The following is a 24644-nucleotide window of genomic DNA, read 5'->3' on the forward strand; positions in this document are numbered from 1 at the left end:
CGGAGCCGGCCCCGGCGTCCGGCGCGGCTGACGGTGAGCAGCAGGGCTCCCGTGCGGCGGCGCCCGGCCCGACCAAGGGTTCGGCCGCCGGATCGACTTCCGTCGAGCGCCCCCGCGGCACGATCCAGGCGGGTGACCCCAGCCAGTACGTGCGCGAGCGCAGTGCCGACGGCCGCCGCGACGTCAGCTATCCGCCCGCGCCCGAGCCGCTCGGCATCCCGGTCTACGACAACCACACCCACCTCGAGATCGAGGACGGCGACACCGGGCTGTCCCTCGACGAGCAACTCGAGCGCGCGCTGACCGTCGGCGTGCACGGCGTCGTCCAGGCCGGCGGCGACGTCGACTCCTCGCGCTGGTCGGCGTGGGCCGCGCGCTCGCACCCGCGCGTGCTCGCCGCCGTCGCGATCCACCCCAACGAAGCTCCCGAGTACGAACGGGCGGGCGAGTTGGATGCCGCGATCGCCGTGATCGACGAGCTCGCCGCCGAGCCGCGCGTGCGGGCGATCGGCGAGACGGGCCTGGACTTCTTCCGCACCGGGGCCGATGGCATCCCGGCGCAGATGCGCTCATTCGAGGCGCACATCGCGCTGGCGAAGAAGCACGGGATGGCCATGCAGATCCACGACCGCGACGCGCACGACGCGGTGCTCGAGACCCTCGAGCGCGTCGTCGCGCCCGACAAGACCGTGTTCCACTGCTTCTCGGGCGACGCCGACATGGCGCGCATCGCCGCCGACCGCGGCTACTACCTGTCGTTCGCCGGCAACGTCACGTTCAAGAACGCGCAGAACCTGCGCGACGCCCTCGCCGTGACGCCGCTCGATCGCATCCTCGTCGAGACCGACGCGCCCTTCCTGACGCCGGCACCGTACCGGGGCCGCCCGAACGCGCCGTACCTGATCCCGGTCACGCTGCGCTTCCTCGCGGCGGAGCTGGGCATCGACGCCGACGAACTGGGCGCCCAGGTCGCGGCGAACACGCTGCGCGTCTACGGCGCCTTCGAGGACTGACCCGCGCACCGCGCTCGCCGCCCGCGCTCCCTCCCTTTCACGACTAGGGCTGTCGTCGGGGTTGCGCGAACCCGCTCGGGTAGCCCTCGCTCAGCCCTGCGCCTCCGAATGCGATGGAGGTCGTGCAGATCGCGGAGGTTGCACTCATCGCCACCCACGCGACCGCGCAAGCCGACGGATCCGGAGGACGCGCGACGCGGCGCACAACCTCAGTGATGTGCGTGACCTCACCCGCTTCTTCCCGGATGCCGCTGACTCTGTGCGAATCGCTGAGGTAACGCCCGCGGTAGACCCCCACGCGCGCGAGAGGCCGGCACCCCGCGGGGCGCCGTCCCTCCGGCATCCGCTATGCCTTCGCTCTGGTCTTCGGCTTGTCGACGAACAACGTCTCGGCCTGTTCGAGCTCCATGCCCTTGGTCTCGGGGATGCGGAAGGCGACGTAGAAGAACGACAGCGCCGCGAACAGTGCGTACATGCCGTAGGTGAGCGGGAGCGACCAGCTCGACATCGCGGGGAACGACACCGTGATGGCGAAGTTGGCGATCCACTGCGCACCGGCGGCCACGCCGAGGGCTCGACCGCGAATGCGGCTCGGGAAGATCTCGCCGAGCAGCACCCACACCAGGGGTCCCCACGAGGCGCCGAAGCCGACGACGAACAGGTTGGCGGCGACGAGAGCCACCGTGCCCCACGGGGCCGGGAGCGAGACGTCCTCGCCGCTGCCCTGCGCGAAGGTGAACGCCAGGGCCATCGCGCCCAGCGATACCGTCATCAATACCGAACCGGTCAGGAGGATCGGCTTCCGCCCGACGCGGTCGACGAGGAAGATCGCCACCAGGGTCACCAGCACGTTGGTGATCGAGGTGATCACCGAGATGAGCAGCGAGTCGCTCTCCTGGAATCCGACCGCCTTCCAGAGGGTCGTGGAGTAGTAGAAGATCACGTTGATGCCGACGAACTGCTGGAATGCCGACAGGATGATGCCGATCCAGACGATGCGCTGAAGGCCGAGCACCGGTCCGCGCAGCGATACATTCGCGTTCTTGCGGTCGGTGTCGATCGCCTGCGTGAGGTCTTTCATCGTCTTCTCGAGGTCCGCGGGCGGCACGAGCCGGGCGAAGATCGAGCGGGCCTCGTCGACCCGGCCCTTGGCCAGCAGGAACCGCGGGGACTCGGGAACGGTGAACGACAGGATGCCGTACACCGCCGCCGGCACGACGCCGACGAGGAACATCCACCGCCAGGCCTCCATCCCGAACCACAGCTCATTGGCGGCGCCGCCCGCGCTGTTGGCGAGCACTGCGTCGGAGAGGAGCGCTCCGAAGATGCCGAGCGTGATCGCGAGCTGCTGCAGCGACGCCAGCGAACCGCGGATCTGGCGGGGTGCGACCTCGGCGATGTAGGCGGGGGCGACGACCGAGGCGATGCCGATGCCGAGACCGCTCATGACGCGCCACAGGATGAGATCGGGGACGCTGAAGGTGAGGGCTGCGCCGATCGACGAGACGAAGAACAGCACGGCACCCAGCAGCATGACCTTCAGCCGGCCCCAGCGGTCCGACAGTGCTCCGGCGACCACGGCGCCGACGGCGCAGCCGAGAAGCGCGACGGCCACGACGAAGCCGGTGAGCACCTGGCTGAGCTCGAAGTTGCTCTCGACGGCGTCCACCGCACCGTTGATGACCGAGGAGTCGAACCCGAAAAGGAACCCGCCCACGGCGGCGGCGAGGGACAGCCCGATCGCTCGTCGCCCGTACGGGCTCCGGAGCGTGAAGGCGTTGGAGGGGATCGACTGCGTCTGACTCACCCGCCCACGCTACTCCCGGCTCTCGCGCCGGAGGGGTTCTGGCGGCGCCCTGACTACAGTGGAACAATGCCCGTTTCCCTGCTCGGTGCCGCCGAGATCCGTCGGCTCGCTGCCGACCTCGACGTCACCCCGACCAAGAAGCTCGGGCAGAATTTCGTCGTCGACGCCAACACGGTGCGCAAGATCGTGCACGCCGCGCGGGTCACCTCATCCGATCGCGTCGTGGAGATCGGGCCGGGCCTGGGCTCCCTCACCCTGGCGATCCTCGAGACCGGCGCTTCGGTCGTCGCCGTCGAGATCGACCACCGCCTCGCGGAGCGCCTGCCCGCGACCGCGTCGGCGCACGACGTGCCGGCCGACCGCCTCACGGTGATCGACGCCGATGCCCTGCGCGTCGACGATCTGCCGGGCGAGCCGAGCGTGCTCGTGGCCAACCTGCCGTACAACGTCTCCGTTCCCGTGCTGCTGCACTTCCTCGAGACCTTCCCCTATCTCCAGCGCGGTGTCGTCATGGTGCAGGCCGAGGTGGGGGAGCGACTCGCCGCCCCGCCGGGCTCGAAGATCTACGGGGCCCCGAGCGTCAAGGCTGCGTGGTACGGCTCGTGGCGTCTGGCGGGGACAGTGTCGCGGCAGGTGTTCTGGCCCGTCCCGAACGTGGACAGCGTGCTCGTCGGCTTCGACCGGGATGCCGAGCCCCGCGGCACCGAGGAGCACCGGCGCCGCACCTTCCAGATCGTGGATGCCGCCTTCCAGCAGCGCCGCAAGATGCTGCGGCAGGCGCTTGCGGGCGTGCTGGGCGGCACGGCGGCCCAGGCGTCGGCGGTGCTCGAGCAGGCGGGCGTCGACCCGACGCTGCGCGGCGAGCAGCTGACGGTCGACGACTACGCCCGCGTCGCCGCACTCTGACGCGCCGCCACTGCGAGCGCCGGCTCCGGCGGCGCCGTCGGGGTCGCGGCGTGCGGCGCGTAGGTGCACAACGGCGGGGCGTTCGGCGACACGCCGTAGGGCGCCGGGTCTTTAGCGGCGTGTCGGGTGCGGCGCCCGCCGTCGTGTTCCGGATGCCAGGAGCTGGACGGCGGTGTCGCCGACGCGCACAGCCGCGTCAGGGTGAATTACCGACGTGTTCATCACGCGTTCGCGAAACATGTCTGTAACATTTTGAGGCACCGGGAGCATCACGCCGGTGACGAGGCCGCACCCGACGGCCCGAGAGGAACTCGAGATGCGCTACTCCGAATACCCCCGTGCCGAACGTGTGCTGCTGCACCTCAGCGACACCCACCTACGTGCCGGCGGCACTCGGTTGTACGACAGCGTCGACTCCGAGGCCTACCTCGCCCGCGCGGTGGCGGCCATCGACGCGTCGGGCGTGCGACCGAACGCCCTGGTGTTCACGGGCGACCTGGCCGATTTCGGCGAGGCCGATGCGTACGAGCGCGTACGCGCGCTGGTGGAGCCGCTCGCCGAGCGCCTGGGGACGCGCGTGGTCTGGGTCATGGGCAACCACGACGACCGCACCGCGTTCCGTGCGAGCCTGCTTCCCGGCGACGGCGCCGACCCGACCGCGCCGGTCGACCGCGTCGACGAGTTCGACGGCCTTCGCATCATCACTCTCGACACCTCGGTGCCGGGCGCCCACCACGGTGAGGTCGGCGCCGACCAGCTGACGTGGCTCGCCGATGTGCTGGCCACCCCCGCCCCTCTCGGAACCATCCTCGCGATGCATCACCCGCCCGTGCCGAGCGTCCTCGATCTGGCCGCCTCGGTGGAACTCCGCGACCAGCGCAGCCTCGCCGCCGTCCTGCGCGGGAGTGACGTCCGCGCGATCCTCGCCGGTCACCTGCACTATTCGACGTTCGCCACGTTCGCCGGTATCCCCGTGTCGGTGGCATCCGCCACCTGCTACACGCAGGACCTCATGGTTCCGGTGGGGGGAACGCGCCCGCAAGACGCGGCCCAGGGCTTCAACATCGTCCACGTCTACGACGAGACCGTCGTGCACTCGGTCGTCCCGCTCGGGGCAGCCGAGGCGCTGCAGTACGTCGATGCCGCCGAGTCGCAGCGGCGCCTGCGCGAGGCCGGGCTCGTCGTCCCGGCCACGCGTGAGCTCAGTGGACCGGTGTCGCCGCCGACGACGCCGCTGCCGATCCTGCGCTGACCGCGGGCTTCTCCCAGGGGGCTGCGACCGGGAAGTACCGTTCGAGGCATGCCCGGAGCGCCGGCACGCGCACTTCTTCGGGGATCTCGGGCACGCTGCCGTCGTTGAGGCAGAACATGTCCGTGTCCCGACGTGTGACGAGTCGCTCCATGGTGCGCAGGGAGTCGAGCTGGGTGGTCTGCACGTAGCGGGTTCGGGGCTCGGTCGTCACGATCGCGCGACCGGTCGCCAGCGCGTAGTAATGGTACAGGCTGTTCGTGACCGAGATGTCGGTCGCCGAACGGAAGCGGCTCGCGGCGGTGCGGGCGTAGTCGTCGGCGAACTCCTGCTCCAGTTCGGCCGCGACCGAGCGACGCAGTGGGGTGGCGCAGTGTTCGAGGTCGAGCGTGATGACCCGGCCGAAGCGCTTTTTGAGCAGGGCGCGGTTCACACGCAGTCCGTTGTCGTGGCCCGATCGGTCGATGTGCGAGGGACCGCTGCCGATACGCACGCCACTCTCGACGAAGCGGCTCACGCCGCCGCCGCTGAAGAACAGCTCGGGTGTCACGGGGCGCCCGAAGAACATGTCGTCGTTGCTGTAGAGGAAGTGTTCCGCCAGACCCGGGATGCGGTGCAGCTGGGCCTCGACCGCGTGGGAGTTGTGCGTGGGGAGCACCGAGGGGTCGGCGAAGAACTCCTCGCTGCGCACGATCGTCACCTTGGGGTGATCGGCGAGCCATTCCGGCGTGGGGGAGTCGGTGGCGATGAAGATGCGGCGCACCCACGGTGCGTACATGTGCACGCTGCGGAGCGCGTAGCGCAACTCGTCGACCTGGCGGTAGCGGGCGGCGTTGTCGTCGCCATCGCCGACGACGTACCCCTTCATGCGCGCGGCGCGCTGCCGCTGGAACTCGCTCGACGACCCGTCGACCCACGAGAAGACCATGTCGACATCGGCGGTGAATTCGTTCGGGTGGGGGTCGAACATGCCCGAGATGGTCTGCCACCGGCGCCCGTAGCGCTCCACCTCGACGAGGTCGAGGTCGGTCGCGGCGAACCGGCGGCGGCTGAGGGCGCTCGGACGGGGCGCTTCGATCGTCTTCTCGCCGAAGCGCCAGAGCTCGAGGCGGGGGGCGAGCGATGCGCCGTAGCGATACGAGCCCTCCGTCGAGGTGCGCGGGCGGAAGACCGCGTACGCCTGTACGGATCCGGCGGTGGGGTGCACGCTGTGCGCGGGCACGGGGTCCTCGCCGCGGGCCTTCATGTAGACCGGGCCGAGTTCGGGGTCGCGCAGCGCCTCGATCGCGGCTTCGGCGTGGGCGGTGTCGACGACGAGCTTGGGGCGGCGGTTCGCGTCGCGCACCAGCAGAACGCGGATCCCCGCGGCCTCGATCGCGGCGGCGGCGGTCAACAGGTCTTCCCGTTCGGCGACGGCCGGGGTCGCGGTGTCGTCGACCATGTGCAGGATGCCGTCATGCATCCGGATGTCGGAGCGGGATAGCAGCGCGCGCCATGGGTCGGCGTCGATCGACAGGGGGACCATTGGGCGCATGCTGCCTCCTCGGGGGTAGGGGACGGTATCCGGTCACCGTACGGTTCCGGGGTTTCGAAGACGTTTCGGCAGCGGCGGCGAACGTCGGGGAGCGGAGCGCTACTGTCGAAGAGTGACTCAGATCGCTCGCTCCGGACCGGACCTCCCCGTACCGACTGGGGAGCGGCGGGGGGCCTCGGACCGAAGCCTCAGTCTCGCACACGCGGGCAGCGGTGGACGAGCGGGGGCGGGAGAACGGCGATGACCACGCACACCCCCTCATCCGTGCGCGTACGCGCGCCCGGCAAGATCAACGTCTTCCTCGAGGTCGGCGACGTGCAAGACGACGGTTACCACGAGCTCGCGACTGCTTTCCAGGCGGTGTCGCTCTACGAGGAGATGACCGCGACGCCCGCCGACGAGATGTCGCTCGAGGTGTCGTCGCGCGGACCCGTCGACATCGACGGCGTCCCCACCGACGATCGCAACCTCGCCATCCGCGCCGCCCGATTGCTGGCGCAGACCGCAGGAGTGGACCGCGGCGCTCACCTGTCGATCCGAAAGGCCGTGCCGGTGGCCGGTGGAATGGGCGGTGGGTCGGCGGACGCGGCCGCCGCGCTGGTCGCGTGCGACGCATTGTGGGGGCTGGGGATGCCGATGAGCGAGCTCTCGCGACTGGCCGCGCGCCTCGGTGCCGACGTGCCGTTCGCGTTGATGGGCGGTACGGCGGTGGGCACAGGTCGCGGCGACGAACTGAGTCCGGCGCTGGCACGCGGCCGGTTCGACTGGGTACTCGTGCCCAACGACGTCGGCATATCGACGCCGGTCGTCTACGGCGAGCTCGACGCCCATCGTGAGCGCCACGCGGTCGACATCGGCCCCGCCCCGCGCGTGCCCGCCGTCGACCCCGATGTGCTGCACGCGCTCCGGCAGGGAGACGCGAAGATGCTCGCAGCGACACTGCGCAACGACCTGCAGGCCCCCGCGTTGCACCTGCGTCCGGATCTGGCACGCGTGCTCGAACGCGGTGAGAGTTCGGGGGCCCTCGCCGGTCTCGTCTCGGGCTCGGGTCCCACCCTCGCCTTCCTCGCGGCCGACGAGGCATCCGCGATCGACCTGCAGGTGACGCTGAGCGCCGCCGGCCTCGTCGCGCTGCACGTGCACGGCCCGGTCCCCGGCGCCCGCGTGGTCTGAGGGCCGCATCGGGTTCCGGTCCCTTCGACCAGCGCAGGGACCTCGGCCGCAGCGCAGGGACCTCGGCTGCGGCCGTGGCTCGGGACCTCCGGTGTCGATCAGGGACCTCGACACCGGCTCAGAGCGCTCGCGGGGCGGAGGTGGCTGAGCCTGGCGAAGCCACCGGAACGGCGGATGGCGCGGCACCATAACCCAGGTGGACATACGGGGCAATCTTCAGATCGAGCGATCCGTACCTCGCTACCCTCGTCCGAGGTGGTTCGTCACCGCTGGGTGCCGTGCCCGCGGGGCGCCACGAAGGGGGTATCCCATGAAGGCAGTGCTCGACGGCGTCGTTATCGCCGAAGCGGACCGCGACGACCTGGCATCGATCGAGGGCAACTGGTACTTCCCGCCGCAGGCCGTCCGCGACGGTGCTCTGCAGCAGAGCCCCACCCCCTACACGTGCCCCTGGAAGGGTGCAGCACAGTACTGGAGCATCTCGCTCGACGGTGCCGAGCTCACCGATGGCGCGTGGTCCTACCCCGACCTGCGCCCGGGCGCGGTCGACCGCGTCGGCAAGGACTTCGCCGGCTACGTCGCCTTCGACCGCAAGGTCGTGGTCTCCGACTGAGGTCGGTCGAACCCATGATCGAGTTCTCGGCCGTCTCAAAGGTCTTCCCCGACGGCACCCGCGCCGTCGACGATTTTCACCTGGTGATCCCCTCACGTAAGACGACGGTGTTCGTCGGATCGTCCGGGTGCGGCAAGACCACGCTGCTGCGGATGATCAACCGCATGGTCGAACCGTCTTCCGGCTCGATCGAGATCGACGGCGACGACATCGGCGGTAAGCCGGCCGTGCAGCTGCGACGCAGCGTCGGCTACGTGATGCAGAATTCGGGACTCCTTCCCCACTTCACCGTCGCCGACAACATCGCCACCGTGCCGGTGCTGCAGGGCCAGAACCGCAAGGCCGCGCGCACGCGAGCCCTCGAGCTGATGAAGACCGTCGGGCTCGATGCCGCGATGGCGGACCGCTACCCCAGCCAGCTCTCGGGCGGGCAGCAGCAGCGGGTGGGCGTCGCGCGCGGACTCGCCGCCGATCCCAACATCCTGCTGATGGACGAGCCGTTCGGCGCCGTCGACCCGATCGTCCGCGATGAGTTGCAGCAGGAGCTCATCCGCCTGCAGAGCGACATCGGCAAGACGATCGTCTTCGTCACTCACGACATCGACGAGGCCTTCCTTCTGGGCGACCAGGTCGTCATCCTCGAAAAGGGGGCCAAGATCGCCCAGGTCGGCACCCCCAGCGAGATCGTCGAGAACCCGGCATCCGATTTCGTGGCGAGCTTCATCGGCGCCGTGAAGGGTAAGCGCGCGCTCCACCTCAAGCAGACGCCGACCGGAACGGTCGTGGTGGATGCCGAGGGACGCACGCAGGGCGCCCTGAGAGACGAGCCGGTGTCGTGACCTGGCTGTGGGGAAACTTCCCCCTCGTGCTGGATCTCACGCTCAACCACATCCGGTTGAGCATCATCCCCATCGTGCTCGGGTTCGTGATCGCCGTGCCGCTGGGACGCCTGACTCTGACCAGCCGGTACGCTCGCGCCACGATGATCACGGCGATGAGCCTGCTGTACACGATCCCGTCGTTGCCGCTGTTCGTGATCCTGCCCGCCATTATCGGCACGCGCGTCCTGAGCGACACGAACCTCATCGTCGCCCTCACGATCTACGCCGTCGCCATCATGGTGCGCGCGACCTCCGACGCCTTCTTCTCGGTGTCGGCCGACACCAAGCAGGCGGCCACCGCCATGGGCTTCTCGGCGTGGCGTCGATTCTGGCGCGTCGAGTTCCCGCTCGCGGGACCCGTCATGCTCGCGGGACTCCGCGTCGTGTCGGTGTCGACGATCGCCCTGGTCTCGGTCGGCGTGCTCATCGGTTCCGAGAACCTCGGATACCTGTTCACCAACGGCAAGCAGCGCAACAACCTCGAAGAGGTGGCCGTGGGCATCATCGCCACGCTCCTCATCGCCCTCCTGTTCGATCTCATCCTGGTGACACTGGGACGCATCCTCATGCCGTGGGTCCGCGTCGACCGGGGCACGCGCCGACGCGCCAAGCGCGACGTCGCCCTCACCCACCTCGCATCGGGGGGCACCGCGCCCATCGCCGCGGGTAACGCTGTTCTCCCGGGGGGCCGCGAGTGAACCTCTTCCTCGACGCGATCGCGTGGATCTTCGCGCCCCAGAACTGGCAGCCGGGGGGACAATCCCCCTTGCCCATCCAGGACCGCCTTCTCGAGCACCTGCTCTATACGGCCCTCGCCGTCGTGATCGCGGCGCTCATCGCCCTGCCGTTGGGGTTCTACATCGGTCACACCGGGAAGGGCCGCCAGTTCGTCATCGGATTCACCGGTGCCATGCGCGCCCTGCCTACCCTGGGCGTGCTGTTCTTCCTGACGATGGTGCTCGGTTCGGTCGTGAGGGGCCCGTCCGGCATCTTCTGGGGCACGATCGTCGCCCTCGTCATCCTCGCGATCCCCTCCATCCTGGCGGGGGCGTACGCGGGTCTCGAGTCGGTCTCGCGGCCCGTCATCGACGCCGCCCGCGCGGTCGGCATGACCGAGATGCAGATCCTGACGCGCGTCGAGATCCCTCTGGCCCTGCCGCTGATCATCGGCGGACTCCGCGCGGGCACCCTGCAGGTCATCGCCACCGCGGTCATCGCGTCCTACGCGGGCCTCGGCGGGCTGGGCCGCATCATCAGCAGCGGAATCGGTCTCAACGACTACGACCGCATCCTGGGCGGCGCCATCCTCGTGACGGTGTTCGCCCTCGTCGTCGACGCGCTGTTCGCGCTCGTCCAACGCTTCACCCGCGGCCCCGGAGTCGGCGCCGGCGGCCGAGGAAACAAAGTCCGTCGAGGGGCGTCCCGTCCCGAGTCGGTGGTGGAAACACCAACCCACGAGAGGAATGTCACAGCATGAGCATTTTCAGTAAAGGCCGGGTCGCCGCGGGCGTCATCGCGGTCGGGGCCGTCGTGGCCCTGGCAGGGTGTTCGCAGGCGGATCCCACCGCTCCCGACACCGGTAATGCCGGTAGCGGCGACTCGAGCCAGATCACCGTCGGGTCGTTCGCGTTCCCCGAGAGCGAGATCCTCGGCGAGATCTACGCCCAGGCCCTCGAGGCGAAGGGCTTCGACGTCCAGACCAAGTTCAACATCGGCCCACGTCAGCAGACGATTCCGGCCCTGCAGGACGGCTCGATCAACCTGATCCCCGAGTACAACGGCAACCTGCTGGCGTACTACGACACCGAGTTCACCCAGCGCACGACCGAAGACGTCGACGCGGCGCTCACCGACGCCGTGGCGGCGGACGACCTCGTCGTGTACTCGTCGGCCGAGGCCGAAGACAAGGACGCCTACGTCGTCACTCAGGCGTACGCGGAGGCGAACGGCCTGACCTCCATCGCCGACCTGGCGAAGGTGCAGCCGTTCAGCCTCGGTGCCAACCCGCAGTTCGCGGAGCTGGGATACGGCATCCCGGGTCTGGCCTCGGTGTACGGCGTCAGCAACGTGACCTTCGTGCCCTACGAGGACTTCGGCGGTCCCGACACCGTGCGTGCGCTCGTCGACAACACCGTGCAGGTGGCCGACATCTACACGACCTCGCCCGCGCTCGTGGCCGAGAACCTCCTCGTGCTCGAAGACCCTGAGAACCTGATCGCGGCGCAGAACGTGCTCCCGCTGCTCAGCGCGTCCATCGACACGCCGGAGCTGAAGGAGGCGCTCGACGCCGTCTCGGCCAAGCTGACCACCGACGACCTGATCGCCCTGCGCGACCGCGTCGAGGGGAGCGAGCAGGCATCGGCGTCCACCGCCGCCGCCGACTGGCTGAAGGAGGCCGGGCTGGTCTGATCCAGCGTCGCCGCACCACGACGAAGGCCGTCCCGTTGGGGGCGGCCTTCGTTGTCGTGCCTGTTCGACGTCATTGCACGGCAGGCTCACACACACGGCCCCCGCCACGCTCATCGATGGCCCTGGACGCACCGTTCTCGTCGTGGGATGCCTCGTCTCGCCGCCGCCGGGTGAAGTACGGGCGCTTCGTGTTGATTTCCCTGTGACGCCGTCGGCGCGAGGTCACGGTGGTTCTGAGGATGGAGGGGACCGGGCCGCATGTCCGCGTGCCGTGTGTCCACTCGAACCTGGAGTCCACATGACTGATCGTCTTCCTTTCGCCCGCTCCGCGTCGGAGCCTCCGGAGTCTTCCTCCGGAGCGTCTTCGCTGCCGTCGCGTCGCACCGTCGTCGGGGCAGCGCTCTGGTCTGTGCCGGCGATCACGCTGGTCGCCAGCACGCCGGCGTTGGCGCTGTCGGGCACGTATGCGGTGGATATCGCCGCGCCGACCGGCGTGCTGCCGGCGAGTGGAAGCACCCCGCTGACCGTGACCATCGCGAGCGGGGGCGCGCCGGCCGCCGGAGTGGCCGTCTCGCTCACCGGCCCTTCGGGGGCACAATTCGGCGGTGCAGCAGGTGTCACCGATGCGAACGGTGTCTACGCGACGACGATCGATCTGGCGACGCCGTGGACCACCCCCGGGAGCTCGGCGATGGTGACGGCCCTCGTCGGCGGCGAGTCGACCACCCGCGTCTTCACGGTGTACGGGGCCAATCTCCTCGTCGGCGGAAACAACTCCGGCGGGCAGCTGGGCCTGGGATGGGCGTCGGGACCGATCGGCGCGATGCGTCAGACGTCGCTGGTCTTCCCGTCGCCCGTCGTCGATGCGCGAGGTTCCGGATACCCCGGAGGAAACGGCATGTTCACGCTGGTGTTGCTCGCCGACGGTTCGGTCTGGGCCACCGGACAGAACCAGAACGGCACGCTCGGCGACGGGACGACCACGAGCCGGGCGACGTGGGCGAAGGTGCCCGGACTCCCGTCGATCGTTTCGATCGCGGCGATGGGCACGTCGTCGTACGCCATCGACACGGTCGGCGACGTCTGGGCCTGGGGAAGCGGTGACGGCAACCAGCTCGGCGAGCCCGTCTCCGGGGGCCGCACGACGCCCGCCCGTATCCCCTCCTTCGGCGGCGCGAGCCGCGTGTACGGGGCGATGTTCACGGCGCGTCTCTCGCGCAAGAGCGATGGGACCTGGTGGGGATGGGGAGGTAACGGCAGCGGAGAACTCGCCGACGGGACCTTCACGAGCCGATCATCGCCGGTCCGCGTCACGGCGCTCGACGGCTTCACGGACGTCGCAGACGGCTTCGGCGCGGGGTTCGTCGGCCTCCGTTCGGACGGCTCCGTCTGGGCGTGGGGACGCAACAACTACGGACAGCTCTGCGATGGGACGACGACGTCGAGCGCGGTTCCGAAGCAGATCCCCGGTCTTACCGACGTCACCGCGATCGCGGGCACCACGGGGCTCTACTGGGACGGCTTCGGGGCGACGGGGTATGCCCTCAAGACGGACGGCACCCTGTGGGCGTGGGGGCGTAACGACGACCTGCAGATCGATTCCACGAAGGCGGATATCCTGTCGCCGGTGCAGATCGCCAGCGATGTGGTCACGATGACGGCCTCGCAGGGTGGCGTCTTCGCGCTGAAGAGCAACGGGTCGGTGTGGAACCGCGGTGCTCAGCTGGCGTGGAACATCGGTCGGACCGACGGCACCTCGCTCACGCTGCTGCGCGCGGCCAGTATTCTTCGGGGCGCCACGTCGGGTCAGGGCGGGGCGCAGGCGGTCTACATGGTCACGGCTCCGTAAGGCGGGGGCTCGTGCCCGGAGCGGCCACCGTCAGCCTCCCCGCCGCGTCACGGCCCGCGCGACGGGGGAGCACGAGGCGCGGCGCACCGCGTAGCCTGGGACGGATATGGCACATCTGCTCGGGGGCGAAGCCCTGCACCTGGAATACCCGACCAAGGTCGTCTTCGACTCCGTCTCGCTCGGCGTCAACGAGGGCGACCGCATCGGCATCGTCGGTCGTAACGGCGACGGCAAGTCGAGCCTGCTGGGCATGCTCGCCGGCATCCGCGAGCCCGACGGCGGCCGCGTGACGGTGCGCGGCGGCGTGACCGTCGGTGTGCTCGACCAGCAGGACACCCTCGACGACGACGAGACGATCGGCCACGCGGTCGTCGGCGATCGCGCCGAGCACGAGTGGGCCGGCGACGCCCGTACGCGCGACGTGATCGCGGGCCTTCTCGGCGACCTGCCGTGGGACGCGCGCCTCGGCGACCTGTCCGGCGGTCAGCGTCGACGCGTCGCGCTGGCGACACTGCTCTCGGGCGACTGGGACGTGCTCTTCCTCGACGAGCCCACCAACCATCTCGACGTCGAAGCCATCACCTGGCTCGCCATGCACCTGAAGAAGCGATGGGCGCCCAGCGCGGGCGGCCTGCTCGTCGTGACCCACGACCGGTGGTTCCTCGACGAGATCTGCACCGCCACGTGGGAGGTGCACGACCGTCTCGTCGAACCCTTCGAGGGGGGTTACGCCGCGTACATCCTGCAGCGCGTCGAGCGCGACCGTCAGGCGGCGACCATCGAACAGCGGCGTCAGAACCTCGCTCGGAAAGAGCTGGCGTGGCTGCGCCGGGGCGCTCCGGCGCGCACGGCGAAGCCGAAGTTCCGCATCGATGCGGCGAACGAGCTCATCGCCGACGTGCCCGAGATCCGCGACAAGGTCGCCCTGCAGTCCCTCGCCGTCGCGCGCCTGGGCAAAGACGTGGTCGATCTGCTCGACGCCGGCGTGACGTACGGCGATCACACCGTGCTGAAGGACATCGAATGGCGCATCGCGCCGGGTGAGCGTACCGGCATCCTGGGCGTGAACGGCGCGGGGAAATCGACGCTGCTGAACCTGGTGACCGGCTCGCTCGAACCCACGAGCGGACGCGTGAAGCGCGGCAAGACCGTCAAGGTCGCAACGCTCACCCAGCGCCTCGACGAGCTCGAGCAGCACATGGACGACCCCGTGCGCGTGGTGATCGCGAGCCTCCGCACCACCTACGCCTTCGGCGCCGGATCGAAGTCGCAGGAGCTCACACCCGGTCAGCTGCTGGAGCGTCTCGGCTTCTCGAGCGCTCAGCTCTCGACACCCGTGAAAGACCTCTCGGGTGGTCAGAAGCGGCGCCTGCAGCTCCTGCTCGTCATCCTCGATCAGCCGAACGTGCTCATCCTCGACGAGCCGACCAACGACCTCGACACCGACATGCTCGCCGCGATGGAAGATCTGCTCGACTCGTGGTCGGGCACGCTGATCGTCGTCTCGCACGACCGGTACTTCCTCGAGCGGGTCACCGACCAGCAGTACGCGATCCTCGATGGCCGGCTCCGCCATCTCCCCGGAGGCGTCGACGAGTACCTGCGCCTGCGGGCGATCCAGGATGCCGAGCCCTCACGCTCCGCGGCATCCGGCGGCGTCCCCGCGGCGTCCGGCCTGCAGGGCGCGGAACTCCGAGCCGCTCAGAAGGAAGCATCAGCCACCGAGCGGCGCATCGAGAAGCTGCAGCAGCAGATCGATCGGGCCAAGGCATCGCTCGCCGAGCACGATCAGGCGGATTACGTCGGTCTCGGCAAGGAGATGCAGCGGATCTCGACGCTCGAGGCCGAGCGCGACGAGCTCGAGATGCAGTGGTTCGAGCTCACCGAGACGATCGGCTGAGAGTCGAGAGACGTGGGGCCGCCGCTCCGCGCTGCGGCGACACGCCGGGGAGCGGAGGGGATTCCGGGAGCGGAGGGCCGGGTGCCCGGCATCCGTCCTCCACTCCCGGATTCTCCTCCCGGCGCGGTCTCCCAAGACGGGGCGCGCGACCGCCCCTCAGTGGACGGCGTACTCCAGGATGACGATGAACAGCCCGAGGCACGCGGTCGCGAAGGCGCCGAGGAGACGCATCACCAGGTTCGCCTTGCGCCGCGCGTACGCGAAGTAACCGAGGATCCCGAGCACCACGAACGTCGACCACCCGCACAGTTCGGACGCATCCTCGACCGACAGGCCAGCGGCGTCGGCGAACACCAGCACGAGCACGGAGGGCACCGACGCGTAGAGCATGCCGGCGCCATGACGGATGCCGTCGGCGGTGGCGTGGCGCAGCCCATGCTCCGCGTGCTGGGTGAGGGTGTGCGCGAACACGTGGGCGATGAAGAACACCACGAGCGAGCTCGAGGCGCTCAGCAGCACCTCGCCCACCGTCTCGGCATGGTCGTCGGCGATCGTGACGAACGCCGCGAACACGATCAGGCCGTAGATCGCGGCGGGGGAGCGGAAGCGCACGTCGAACCAGGCGCGAACACCGTCCCACCGCGACGGCGAGCTGACCTCGGCGCTCACGCGTCGAATCCCATGCTGAGCTTGCGCAGCAGTGTCGCCAGCCGGTCGCGGTCGCCGCGCGACAGGCCCTCGAGCAGCAGGGCCTCGGCGTCGACGAGGCGGGTGATGGCGGCATCCACGCGAACGCGGCCGTCTTCGGTCATGGTCACCAGAATGCTCCGTCCGTCACCCGGGTCGGCCTCGCGCCGCACGAACCGTCGGGCGACGAGACGGTCGATGCGGTTGGTCATGGTGCCGCTGGAGACGAGGGTCTGCTGCAGCAGCTGCTTGGGGCTGAGCTGGTAGGGCTCGCCGGCCCGCCGGAGCGCCGACAGGACGTCCCACTCCCACGACTCGATGTCGCTGCGGCGGAACGCTTCTTTGCGGGCGATGTCGAGGTGCCGCGACAGCCGCGCGACGCGCGAGAGCACCTCGAGCGGGGAGAAATCGAGGTCGGGGCGCTGGCGGACCCACGCATCGACGATGCGGTCGACCTCGTCGCTGTCCCGGCTCACGGTCTCATTATGGCGGCCCGGGTGTCGCGGCGCGGATGCGGAGGCGCGCCGTCTGGCAGACTTGACCGGTGCCCGCGGGCACGGTCCGCCGTGGTGTAACGGCAGCACGACAGCCTTTGGAGCTGTTAGGTCCAGGTTCGAATCCTGGCGGCGGAGCATGACTTCCACGACCGAGCTCGCCGTCGTCGTCCTCGCGGCGGGTCAAGGCACCCGCATGCGCTCACGCACCCCCAAGGTGCTGCATCCGGTGGGCGGAAGGCCGTTGGTCGGCCACGTGCTCGACACCGCGGCATCCCTCGACCCCGCCCGCATCGTCGTGGTCGTGCGGCACGAGCGCGAGCTCGTCGCCGAGACCGTGGCCGAGCTCGCCCCCGGGGTGATCGTCGTCGATCAGGACGAGGTGCCCGGAACGGGCCGCGCGGTCGAGGCCGCCCTGGGTGCGCTCGAGGGGTTCGAGGGCGACGTGCTCGTGCTGAGCGCCGACGTGCCGCTGCTCGAGACCGGCACGCTCACCGAACTGCTGGCGACGCATCGCACGGGCGGCACGGCCGTGACGCTGCTGAGCGCGCGGGTCGACCAGCCGTTCGGGTACGGCCGCATCCTGCGCGACGACGCCGACGGCGTCCGCCGCATCGTGGAGCAGAAGGACGCGACGGCCGACGAGGCCGCCGTGAACGAGATCAACGTCGGCGTCTACGTCTTCCGATCCTCTCCGCTGCGCACGCAGCTCGCGCTCGTGGGCACCGACAACGCGCAGGGCGAGAAGTACCTCACCGACGTGATCGGCCTGCTGCGTGAGGCGCAGCTCGGGGTCGCGGCATCCGTCACCTCCGACGCCTCCGCCGCACTGGGTGTGAACGACCGCGTGCAGCTGTCCGAGGCCGGCCGCACGCTCAACGCACGGACGGTGCGTCGGTGGCAGCTCGAGGGCGTCACCGTGGTCGATCCCGCCACCACCTGGATCGACACGACCGCGACGCTCGCGCCCGACGTGACGATCCTGCCCAACACGCACGTGCGCGGAGCGACGGTCATCGCCTCGGGCGCCACGATCGGACCCGACACGAGCCTGGTCGACTGCGAGGTCGGCGAGGGCGCCACCGTCACCCGTACCGACGGCACCCTCGCCGTGGTCGAGGCGGGGGCGAGCGTCGGGCCCTTCGCCTACCTCCGCGCCAATGCCCGCGTGGGCGTCCGGGGCAAGGTCGGTACTTTCGTCGAGGTGAAGAACTCTTCGATCGGCGAAGGCAGCAAGGTCCCGCACCTGTCGTACATCGGCGACACCGACATCGGACGCGGCGTCAACCTGGGCGCCGGAGCCATCACCGCCAACTACGACGACATCGCCAAGCACCGCACGGTCATCGGCGACGAGGTGCACAGCGGTTCGCACAACGTCTTCGTCGCGCCGGTTACGATTGGGGATGGCGCCAAGACGGGAGCCGGCGCGGTCATCCGCAAGGACGTCCCGGCCGGTGCTCTGGCACTGAGCGTGGCACCCCAGCGCAACATCGAGGGGTGGGTCGAGAAGAACCGACCGGGCACCGCAGCAGCCGACGTGGCCGCTCGGGCTCGGGCTGAACAGGAAGCGGCCGATGGCTCGTAAGAAGAATCGTGTAGATCTCGACCGCGACAACGGCATCGCCCCCGGGCTCGTCGCCAAGACGAAGAAGCGACTGGTCGTCGCCTCGGGTCGGTCGCATCCCGAAGTGGCTGCCCAGGTCGCACACCACCTCGGCACCGAACTCGCCCCGACCGAGCACCGCACCTTCGCCTCCGGCGAGATCTACACCCGTTTCGAGGTATCGATCCGTGGATGCGACGTGTTCGTCATCCAGTCGTTCGGTCCGCCGGTCAACGAGTGGCTCATGGAGCTGCTCATCATGCTCGATGCGCTCAAGCGCGCGTCCGCCAAGCGCATCACCGTCGTCGCCCCGTACTACCCGTATTCGCGGCAGGACAAGAAGGGCCGCGGTCGCGAACCGATCAGCGCCCGTCTCGTGGCCGACCTGCTCAAGACCGCTGGTGCCGACCGCATCATGAGCGTCGACCTGCACGCGGCGCAGATCCAGGGCTTCTTCGACGGCCCCGTCGACCACCTCTTCGCCAAGCCCGTGCTGCTCGAGCACTTCGAGCAGAAGCTCACCGGTGAAGACCGCGAGACCCTGACGGTGGTCTCGCCCGACATGGGCCGCGTGCGCGTCGCAGACACGTGGTCCGACAGCCTGGGTGCCCCGCTGGCGATCATCCACAAGCGCCGCGATCCGAAGGTCGCGAACCAGGTCTCGGTGCACGAGATCGTCGGTGACGTGAAGGGGCGCACCTGCCTCCTCGTCGACGACATGATCGACACCGGCGGCACGATCCAGAAGGCCGCCCAGGCGCTGAAGGCCAGCGGTGCGCGCAAGGTCATCGTCGCCGCGACCCATGCGATCTTCAGCGACCCGGCCACCGAACGGCTTCAGGATGCCGCGATCGACGAGGTCGTCGTCACCGACACCGTCCCGCTGCCCGCTGAGCGCCGCTTCGACCGACTGACGGTGCTGCCGATCGCCCCGCTGCTGGCCCGCGCGATCCACGAGGTCTTCGAGGACGGCTCGGTCACGAGCATGTTCGGCGGCGACGCGTAGGCGTTCCGCACCCTCGACGCTCAGCCATCTGCCCTTCGGGGGAGGTGGCTGAGTTCGTCAGGGTCGGCCGCGGCTGCGCCGTCGAGCGGCGTCGGACCCTGACAGGCCGGGTCCCGGATGCCGCGGGTGCGGCGTGTCACCCGGATCGTCCGCGATAGCCCGCTCCGACGAGGGAGTCGCTCACAGCCGGCGCAAAAGAATGAACCGGGCTGCCGTCAAGGTCGTGTCCCTACCGTGAGCACGAACGCACGAGCTCGGCACGACCGAAGGAGGACCCTCATGATCCGCACCACAGCCGTACCCCGTCCCGTCCGCATCGGCACCGCACTGCTGGGAGTCGCCGGCATCGTCACCCTCGCCGGCTGCGCCGGCGGAGCGACCAGCGATGCCGCCGCCCCCGCACCGGCCGCGACGACCGCCGCCCCCGCGGCCACCTCGGCGCCCACCTCGGCGCCCAGCGAGAGCGCCGCCACGGGCAGCGCCACGACCTCGGGCACCTACGCCGACGGCACCTACGAGGCGACCGGTCAGTACGCCACCCCCGAGAGCGTCGAGACCGTCGACGTCACCCTCACCCTGGCCGGCGACACCATCACCGAGGTGAACGTGACGGGCGACCCGCAGGCGGCGGAGTCCCGGCGTTACCAGAGCGAGTTCATCGGCGGCATCGCCGCAGAGGTCGTCGGCAAGAAGCTCGACGAGATCTCGGTGAGCAAGGTGGCCGGTTCATCACTGACCAGCGGCGGCTTCAACAACGCCGTCGAGACCATCAAGACCGAGGCCAAGGCCTGACGATCATGAACCCTCCGACCGCGACGGGCTCGACCTGGGCCTTCGACGCGATCGGCACGACGTGGGCGATCGACACGGCCGACCCGCTGTCGTCGATCGCCCGCGACGAGATCGCAGCCCTCGTCGAGTGCTTCGATCGGGAGTGGTCGCGTTTCCGCGACGACTCCACGGTGTCGGCGCTCGCGCAGGGCCGGGCGGCATCCGTCCCCGCACCGTCCGACGCGGACGCCATGCTCTCGCTCTACGACGAACTGGACGCCGCAACCGCCGGAGCGGTGAACCCGTTGGTCGGCGAAGCGCTGGCCCGCCTGGGCTACGACGCGCGCCTGACCCTGGTCCCCTCGGCCGAGACCGAGCCGGCGCCGGCCTGGCGCGACGCAGTCTCGTGGCGAGACGGTCGCCTGAGCGTGTCGACGGCGTCGATCATCGATGTGGGCGCGCTGGGCAAGGGCCGCCTCGTGGATCTCGTGCTCGACGTGGTGCGCGCGCACGTCGACGGCGATGTCGTCGTCGACGCCTCGGGCGACCTCGCCGCGTGCGGAGCTCCGGTGCGCGTCGCGCTGGAGCACCCGTACGATCCCACCCTCGCCATCGGAGTGGTCACGGTGACCGACGGCGCGCTGTGCGCGTCGGCCATCAACCGTCGCGCGTGGGGCGACGGTCTGCATCACGTGCTCGACGCCCGTACCGGTGCGCCCGTGCGTGCATTCGCCGCCACCTGGGCGCTGGCCGAGACGGCGATGCGGGCCGATGCCCTCGCCACGGCACTGTTCTTCGACGGCGGTCCCGAACTCGCGGCATCCTGGAACGCGCACTGGGTGCGCATGCGCACCGACGGCCGCGTGGAGTGGTCGCCCGGATTCACTGGAGAGGTCTTCTCATGAGCGCCACGCTCACCGCGGGCTCGACCCGCATGCTCGGCCTGATCGGCCGGGTCTCGATGTACCGCCTCGTGCTGTCGTCGCTCGGGCTGCTCGCGCTGATCGCCCTCGTGCTGTCTTTCGTCGGCCTCGTCGTTCCCGCCCCGCTCGAGCTCGTCGTCAGCGCGGTGGTGCTCGGCGTCGCCTGCGCCGCCACCGACCTCGTCGCCCAGAGCGTGCTCCGGATGCCGCGACGGCTGGAGTCATCGCTGATCACGGCCCTGATCCTGCTGTTCGTGCTGCGCCCGTCGATCGAGCCGCTGGGGCTCGCGGGTCTCGCCCTCGCGGGAGTCGTGGCATCCGCGTCGAAGTACCTGCTCGTCTGGCGCGGGCGCCACATCTTCAACCCCGCCGCGACCGGTGCGAGCGTCCTGACCATCGTGAGCATCTGGGCGCCCGACCTGGGCTCCTCAGCCTGGTGGGTGGGCTCGCCCTGGCTCGCCGCCCCCGTGCTCGTGCTGGGCGTCCTGCTCCTGCTGCGCACCGACAAACTGCCGATCGTTGCGGTGTTCTGGGCCGTGGCGATGATCGTGGCGTTCGCGCGCACGACGGTGCAGTTCCAGGCCGCGGGTTTTCCCGTCGACGTACCCGCCGTGCTGATGCAGGTGGCGTTCTCGTCGCCCTTCCTCTTCCTCGGCGCCTTCATGCTGTCCGAGCCGCTCACCCTGCCCCCGCGTCGCACGCAGCAGTATGTCGTCGCGATCGTCGTCGGCGTTCTGGCCGGCTGGCCGGTGCCTGTCGGCGACATCACGCTCGGTCAGGAGCGTGCTCTGCTGATCGGCAACCTGCTCGCGTTCCTGCTGTGCCTGCGGGCGGCCGTGCGCCTGCGGGTCGAGCGGCGGAAGGAGCTCACGCCCACCGTGCGTGAGTTGACGTTCCACGCTGCCCGGCCGTTCTCGTTCTCCCCGGGGCAGTACCTCGAGCTCGACGTGCCGCATCGGCGCCCTGATGCCCGCGGCACCCGTCGCGAGTTCTCGATCGCGTCGGCGCCGGAAGACCTTCCCGAGGTGCGGATCGCGTTCAAGGACGGATCGCAGTCGTCGTACAAGAAGGCCCTGGCCGCCGTCGAGTCGGGATCGACGCTCGCCGTCACCGGTGTGTGGGGCGACTTCGTGCTGCCGTCCCGCCCCACGGCGCCCGTGCTGCTGGTGGCCGCCGGTATCGGGGTGACACCCTTCGTCTCGCAACTGCGTCACCTCGTCGCCACCGGCCAGGACCGTGACGTCGTGCTGGTCTATGTGGTGTCGGAGGCGGCGGAGCTCGCGTTCCGCGACGACATCGCCGCCAGCGGCATCCCCGTCGTCGTGTATTCCCGCGACGAGCCGCGCGATTTGCCCGCCGGCTGGTCGTGGGCGGGACCCGATCGTGTGGATGCCGAGGGGCTGATGCGCGCGGTCCCCGACATCGCGCAGCGCGCGGCGTACGTCTCGGGGCCGCCTCGATTGATCTCGGCCCTCGCACCCGCCCTGGGGAAGGCGAAGTCGCTCACGACCGACGCGTTCGCGGGGTACTGAAACCGCCGGTGGCGGCGGGAGGCGCCAGGCGGAAGAGTGGGGGAATGGACTTCTTCCCGCTGATCCTCCGTCCGACGACGAGCTCGCGTTTGCCCCGGAGCCCGAGCGCACCCCCTGGCTCGAGCCACCGGCCGACGAGCTCCCCGCGTCCTTCGCGGTGTCGGAAGTCATCGGCCGGGGCGACGATGTCGTCGTCGCGCTCGCGAGCGCACGCGTGTTCTCGGACGGAGTCGAACTGCTGATCGAACGGCACCTGCGCCGGGGCTCTCGGGATCATCGGCAGTGGCGGGCTGCGCAGACGGAGTTCTCCGGTCACGGCGCAGGAGGTGCCAGCGGTGACGATCGTCTGAGATGGGGGATGGCGCTGGACGACGGGAAGCGGATCTTCGAGGACCGAAGCTTCGGCGCTCCGGTGACGGATCCAAGCGACGGACACACCCTGCGTGTCATCCGCGGTGGGGGAGGCGGTGGGAGTTCGAAGTACTTGATGCGTGAGAGCCTGTGGCTCTGGCCGCTCCCGCCCGAGGGTCCCCTCGAGCTCGTCGTGCAGTGGCCCGCGTTCGGTATCGGGGAGTCACGGGTCATCGTCGACGGCGGGCAGCTGCGGGCACTGGCCGCGGCGGTGAAGCCGCTCTGGGGCTGAGTGCCCCGCTCGCCGAGCCGGTCAGCGCTTGCCCAGCCCCCGGAGCGACTGCAGCTCCCACGTGTTGCCGTCCGGGTCGCTGAACGACGCGAAAACGACACCGCTCAGGTCGCGGACGGCACCGACGTCGACGCCCTGCGCCCGCAGCCTGATGGACCGGCCCGCGGCTCACGCCGGGTCGGCCGGCTTCGCGGGGAGTCGCACCTCGAACGTCGTGTCACCGGGGGTGCTCTGGACCGAGATGGTCCCGTGGTGCGCCTCGACGATGGCGCGGGCGATCGAGAGGCCGAGTCCCGTGCCGCCCGTCTTGCGGTCGCGCGAGCGATCGGCCCGCGCGAAGCGTTCGAAGAGCTGCGAGGCGACCGAGGGGTCGATGCCGGGGCCGTTGTCGTGCACGCGCAGTACCGCCGCGTCGCCTTCGTGCGCGACGGAGACGGCGATCTCACTGCCGGCCGGAGTGTGCGTCCGGGCGTTGGCGAGGAGGTTGGCGACGACCTGGTGCAGGCGCGAGGCGTCGCCGGCGAGCTCGACGGGCCGGTCGGGCACGTCGATCGTCCACGCGTGGTCGGGTCCGGCGGGACGGGCGTCGCCCACGGCCTCCACCGCGAGGCGGGTCAGGTCGACCGAGCCGTACACCAGCTCCTGTCCCTCGTCGAGGCGGGCCAGCAGCAGCAGGTCCTCCACCAGACGGGTCATGCGCACCGACTGCGCCTGGATGCGCTCGAGCGACTGTTCCGTGGTCTCTACTGCCAGCGCGACGCGCTGCCGGCTCTCGTCGTCCTGCGCCTGTCGCATGGCCCGCAGCGACAGTTCACTGAACCCGCGGATGGATGCCAGGGGCGTGCGCAGTTCGTGACTGGCGTCCGCCACGAACCGGCGCATCAGCTCCTCGTTGCGCTGTCGCGCGCCGAGTGAGGCGTCGACGCGGTCGAGGAGGGTGTTGAGCGCCGTACCCACCTGCCCGATCTCGGTGTGCGGATCGACCTGGTCGGCGGGCACGCGCTCGGTGATGGACACGTCGCCCTCCTCCATCCGCATCGAGGCGACACGTGTCGCGGTGTCGGCGACGGCGCGCAGGGGGCGCAGACCGAGGCGGATGACGATGGCGATGATGACCGCGAGCAGGAGCAGCCCGCCCGCGGTCACGAGGGCGACGGTTGTGAGGATCGCACCGATCGTGCCCGTGACGCTCGAGAGGGGGAGCCCGACGAGGAACGCCCCACCGCCGGGAGCGGGGTAGATGCGCACGAGGTACTCGCCGAGGTTGGCGAGGTCGACCGTCTGGGCGTAGGGGTCGCTCGACTGCAGGGTGTCGCTGGACTGCAGGCTGTCTGCGATCTGACTGAGGTCGTCGGCGCTCAGCTCACGGGGACCTTCATCGTCGACCACGGCCCCCGTGAGACGGGTCCCGGAGATCGTGACGAGCAGGGTGCCGTCGGGGGACCGTGCGGACTCCAGCACGCTCTCGGCGCTCGACGAGAAGGCCGTACGCGACTGCACCGACGAGGCCGCCTCGTCGACCTGCGCACCGAGGTTGACGTACAGCACCTGGCTGAGGATCGCGCTGGTGGAGATGCCGATCATCACGAGGATGAACGCGACCATGCCGATCACCGCGGTCATCAGCCGCGCTTGCAGCGTCCACGGG

22 protein-coding genes and 1 tRNA gene are annotated in these 24644 nt (G+C 69.9%); 18 read left to right on the forward strand and 5 right to left on the reverse strand.

All coding sequences use genetic code 11. The features are described from left to right. Nucleotides 1-122 precede the first annotated feature (122 nt). Entirely contained in the window at nucleotides 123-1013 is an 891-nt protein-coding gene (locus ASF76_RS10535; RefSeq protein WP_055957260.1) for a TatD family hydrolase, read from the forward strand. Between the two features lie 346 nt (nucleotides 1014-1359). Here the strand turns inward: ASF76_RS10535 and ASF76_RS10540 are convergent, their stop codons facing one another. Further along, nucleotides 1360-2820, reverse strand: a complete 1461-nt coding sequence (locus ASF76_RS10540) for a sugar porter family MFS transporter (protein ID WP_055957010.1) — start codon at nucleotides 2818-2820, stop codon at nucleotides 1360-1362. A 66-nt stretch (nucleotides 2821-2886) separates the two neighbouring features. Here ASF76_RS10540 and rsmA point away from each other — a divergent pair, with 66 nt between their 5' ends. Together rsmA and ASF76_RS10550 are read left to right on the forward strand one after the other, a co-directional pair. Further along, nucleotides 2887-3726 (forward strand): 16S rRNA (adenine(1518)-N(6)/adenine(1519)-N(6))-dimethyltransferase RsmA, encoded by an 840-nt coding sequence (rsmA, locus tag ASF76_RS10545; protein ID WP_055957012.1) that lies wholly within the window; start codon nucleotides 2887-2889, stop codon nucleotides 3724-3726. A gap of 316 nt (nucleotides 3727-4042) precedes the next feature. Then, entirely contained in the window at nucleotides 4043-4978 is a 936-nt protein-coding gene (locus ASF76_RS10550) for a phosphodiesterase (protein ID WP_055957015.1), read from the forward strand. Here the strand turns inward: ASF76_RS10550 and ASF76_RS10555 are convergent. Further along, complete coding sequence (locus ASF76_RS10555) at nucleotides 4929-6509, reverse strand: stealth family protein (RefSeq protein ID WP_055957017.1); 1581 nt, start codon at nucleotides 6507-6509, stop codon at nucleotides 4929-4931. The two genes, ASF76_RS10550 and ASF76_RS10555, sit on opposite strands and share 50 nt — an antisense overlap. A 240-nt stretch (nucleotides 6510-6749) precedes the next feature. Between ASF76_RS10555 and ASF76_RS10560 the strand changes: the two genes are divergently transcribed. The 8 genes from ASF76_RS10560 (at nucleotide 6750) to ASF76_RS10595 (ending at nucleotide 15334) form a co-directional block, all read left to right on the forward strand. Beyond that, nucleotides 6750-7682 carry a 4-(cytidine 5'-diphospho)-2-C-methyl-D-erythritol kinase gene (locus ASF76_RS10560; protein ID WP_055957019.1) on the forward strand — a complete coding sequence of 311 codons (933 nt, stop codon included), beginning with the start codon at nucleotides 6750-6752 and terminating at the stop codon, nucleotides 7680-7682. Nucleotides 7683-7992: 310 nt separating this feature from the next. Then, nucleotides 7993-8295, forward strand: coding sequence for a DUF427 domain-containing protein (locus ASF76_RS10565; RefSeq protein ID WP_055957021.1), 303 nt, complete (start codon nucleotides 7993-7995; stop codon nucleotides 8293-8295). Nucleotides 8296-8309: 14 nt separating this feature from the next. Continuing rightward, nucleotides 8310-9134 (forward strand): ABC transporter ATP-binding protein, encoded by an 825-nt coding sequence (locus ASF76_RS10570; protein WP_055957023.1) that lies wholly within the window; start codon nucleotides 8310-8312, stop codon nucleotides 9132-9134. Beyond that, entirely contained in the window at nucleotides 9131-9874 is a 744-nt protein-coding gene (locus ASF76_RS10575) for an ABC transporter permease (RefSeq protein WP_055957025.1), read from the forward strand. Before ASF76_RS10570 ends, ASF76_RS10575 begins: the two co-directional genes overlap by 4 nt. Further along, a complete protein-coding gene (locus ASF76_RS10580) occupies nucleotides 9871-10653 on the forward strand; it encodes an ABC transporter permease (protein ID WP_055957027.1) in 783 nt (260 codons plus the stop codon). The genes ASF76_RS10575 and ASF76_RS10580 overlap by 4 nt, the downstream gene beginning before the upstream one ends. After that, on the forward strand, nucleotides 10650-11585 hold the full coding sequence (locus ASF76_RS10585; RefSeq protein ID WP_055957029.1) for an ABC transporter substrate-binding protein: 936 nt from the start codon (nucleotides 10650-10652) through the stop codon (nucleotides 11583-11585). The genes ASF76_RS10580 and ASF76_RS10585 overlap by 4 nt, the downstream gene beginning before the upstream one ends. Nucleotides 11586-11883: 298 nt before the next feature. Further along, nucleotides 11884-13434, forward strand: a complete 1551-nt coding sequence (locus ASF76_RS10590) for an RCC1 domain-containing protein (RefSeq protein WP_055957031.1) — start codon at nucleotides 11884-11886, stop codon at nucleotides 13432-13434. A gap of 106 nt (nucleotides 13435-13540) precedes the next feature. Next, nucleotides 13541-15334 (forward strand): ABC-F family ATP-binding cassette domain-containing protein, encoded by a 1794-nt coding sequence (locus tag ASF76_RS10595; protein ID WP_055957033.1) that lies wholly within the window; start codon nucleotides 13541-13543, stop codon nucleotides 15332-15334. Nucleotides 15335-15490: 156 nt separating this feature from the next. Here the strand turns inward: ASF76_RS10595 and ASF76_RS10600 are convergent, their stop codons facing one another. Beyond that, a complete protein-coding gene (locus ASF76_RS10600) occupies nucleotides 15491-16003 on the reverse strand; it encodes a hypothetical protein (RefSeq protein WP_055957035.1) in 513 nt (170 codons plus the stop codon). Continuing rightward, nucleotides 16000-16497 carry a MarR family winged helix-turn-helix transcriptional regulator gene (locus tag ASF76_RS10605; RefSeq protein ID WP_055957038.1) on the reverse strand — a complete coding sequence of 166 codons (498 nt, stop codon included), beginning with the start codon at nucleotides 16495-16497 and terminating at the stop codon, nucleotides 16000-16002. The genes ASF76_RS10600 and ASF76_RS10605 overlap by 4 nt, the downstream gene beginning before the upstream one ends. 84 nt (nucleotides 16498-16581) lie before the next feature. Here ASF76_RS10605 and ASF76_RS10610 point away from each other — a divergent pair. The 7 genes from ASF76_RS10610 (at nucleotide 16582) to ASF76_RS10640 (ending at nucleotide 22996) form a co-directional block, all read left to right on the forward strand. Next, a tRNA-Gln gene (locus ASF76_RS10610) sits at nucleotides 16582-16653 on the forward strand. 1 nt (nucleotide 16654) lies between these two features. Then, a complete protein-coding gene (glmU, locus tag ASF76_RS10615) occupies nucleotides 16655-18103 on the forward strand; it encodes a bifunctional UDP-N-acetylglucosamine diphosphorylase/glucosamine-1-phosphate N-acetyltransferase GlmU (protein ID WP_055957039.1) in 1449 nt (482 codons plus the stop codon). Further along, nucleotides 18093-19127: a ribose-phosphate diphosphokinase gene (locus ASF76_RS10620; RefSeq protein WP_055957043.1), complete on the forward strand. Its 1035-nt coding sequence runs from the start codon at nucleotides 18093-18095 to the stop codon at nucleotides 19125-19127. Before glmU ends, ASF76_RS10620 begins: the two co-directional genes overlap by 11 nt. Nucleotides 19128-19406: 279 nt before the next feature. Beyond that, entirely contained in the window at nucleotides 19407-19919 is a 513-nt protein-coding gene (locus tag ASF76_RS10625; protein WP_055957046.1) for an FMN-binding protein, read from the forward strand. 5 nt (nucleotides 19920-19924) lie between these two features. Beyond that, nucleotides 19925-20803, forward strand: a complete 879-nt coding sequence (locus tag ASF76_RS10630; RefSeq protein ID WP_055957048.1) for an FAD:protein FMN transferase — start codon at nucleotides 19925-19927, stop codon at nucleotides 20801-20803. Continuing rightward, entirely contained in the window at nucleotides 20800-22353 is a 1554-nt protein-coding gene (locus ASF76_RS10635) for an FAD-dependent oxidoreductase (protein ID WP_055957050.1), read from the forward strand. Before ASF76_RS10630 ends, ASF76_RS10635 begins: the two co-directional genes overlap by 4 nt. Before the next feature lie 157 nt (nucleotides 22354-22510). Beyond that, the gene (locus ASF76_RS10640; RefSeq protein ID WP_055957054.1) at nucleotides 22511-22996 is read left to right on the forward strand and encodes a hypothetical protein; all 486 of its coding nucleotides are present in this window, start codon (nucleotides 22511-22513) and stop codon (nucleotides 22994-22996) included. A 168-nt stretch (nucleotides 22997-23164) separates the two neighbouring features. Here ASF76_RS10640 and ASF76_RS10645 read toward each other — a convergent pair whose 3' ends face one another. Next, nucleotides 23165-24619, reverse strand: coding sequence for a sensor histidine kinase (locus tag ASF76_RS10645; RefSeq protein WP_055957056.1), 1455 nt, complete (start codon nucleotides 24617-24619; stop codon nucleotides 23165-23167). Between the last annotated feature and the right edge of the window lie 25 nt (nucleotides 24620-24644).

Source organism: Microbacterium sp. Leaf151, assembly GCF_001424225.1.
Taxonomy (GTDB): domain Bacteria; phylum Actinomycetota; class Actinomycetes; order Actinomycetales; family Microbacteriaceae; genus Microbacterium.